This window comes from Oleiphilus sp. HI0080, from assembly GCF_001635135.1.
In genome coordinates this window covers 1-1,476 of record NZ_LWFU01000568.1, presented here as the reverse complement: position 1 = coordinate 1,476, position 1,476 = coordinate 1, and the positions used below count along the sequence as shown (strand labels likewise).

1 protein-coding gene is annotated in these 1,476 nt (G+C 45.1%); it reads left to right on the top strand.

Features of this window, described 5'->3' with window-relative positions; all coding sequences use genetic code 11:
- Positions 1–448: 448 nt before the first annotated feature.
- A partial coding sequence (locus tag A3751_RS12585; protein ID WP_156492417.1) for a HAMP domain-containing protein occupies positions 449–1,476 on the top strand: 1,028 nt, incomplete at its 3' end.

Here is a 1,476-nt window from a genome sequence, read left to right as displayed (position 1 = left end):
CAAAAAGTCCCACATAGAAGATTATCTGAGCGGGGTAACCAAGCAATTTGCGCTCATGTCTGCCGATCAAAACACCGGCGCTGCAAGCTTTCATTTTGACTCTACTTTTGATTCGTTCGAGCAATCTAGTGGTATCTCACAGAGCCAAAAAGACGAAGTAAAATAGTATGTTCGAAGCGAATTCCTCAATAAGTACAATCAGCAAAACCCGGAATCTCCGATCGATGAAGCGCTCTATTTTAAAAACTTCTCAACCAACACATGGATACTTCAATACCACTACATCGCCAAGAATCCGAATGCCGTCGGTCAGAAAGAAAAATTAGAGAGCCCGAGCAATGAGTTTTCGTCCTTTAGCGGAGCGCACAGCGGTTATCACAGCACGTTTTTAGGTTACTCGAGCAAACTAGGATTTGGGGACATCTATTTGGTTGGCCCAAGCGGACGCGTGAACTACTCGCTCAAAAAAGGATTTGAACTAGGCACCAACATAAAAGATGGCGTGTTCGCCGGTTCTGGCATAGGCCGCGTATTCCGAAAATCACTTGAGCTACAACAAGGAGAGCTGGCGTTTGAAGATTTCAGTGCCTATGCGCCCCTTTTAGACGAGCAAGTCGCCTTCATAGCCACACCGATTGTGAAGTTCAAACGCGTTCGCGGCGTATTAATAGTTCAGTTCCCGATTGATAAAATTGACGAGATCATGACCAACAATCGCTCTTGGATCGATACAGGCTATGGATTAAGTGGCGAGTCCTATTTGGTGGGGCCAGATTCAAAATTGCGGAATACCAGCAGGCTCAACGCCGAAGACTTAAATCTATATCTTGAATACCTTGGCGCGCATCAACAAGAAACACCTCAACCGTTGGAGCAAATACGCGCTAGAGGGAGTGGTATCGGGCTCCAAAAAATCGACACTCTGGCTACCAGAGCCGCCCTCTCTGGTGAAACCGGATTTAGTCAAACTCATCGTTACGATGGGGAAGAAATGCTTTCTGCATTTGCCCCAATCGAGGTGGATGGATTTAATTGGGCGATAATAAGCGAAATGACCGCCAATGAAGCATTTGAAAGTGCTCAACAATTATCAAAGGAGCTTAGTTATAGCTTGCTGATTTTACTCATAGCTGTCTCGGCATGCGCTATCACCCTGATATTTTTCAGTGCCAATCTATTATTTAAACCCATCGAAAATATGGCCATAAAAATGCACGAGATTGCTAACGGCCAAGCTACGTTGAGCAGCCGGCTAAATGATTCTGGCGACAACGAAATATCTAAGTTTGCGGCAAGCTTTAACTTGTTTGTATCAAAGCTCGCCAATCTTGTTGAACAAACACAACAAACATCTATTGCACTTGTCGAGCAAAGCACCAAGTTGACTCAGCTCGCACAGGCCGGCACCCAGCAAGCCGAAAACCAAAACGAACAAATGACGAACATTCAGTCCTCAATAAACCAAATATCCGAAAG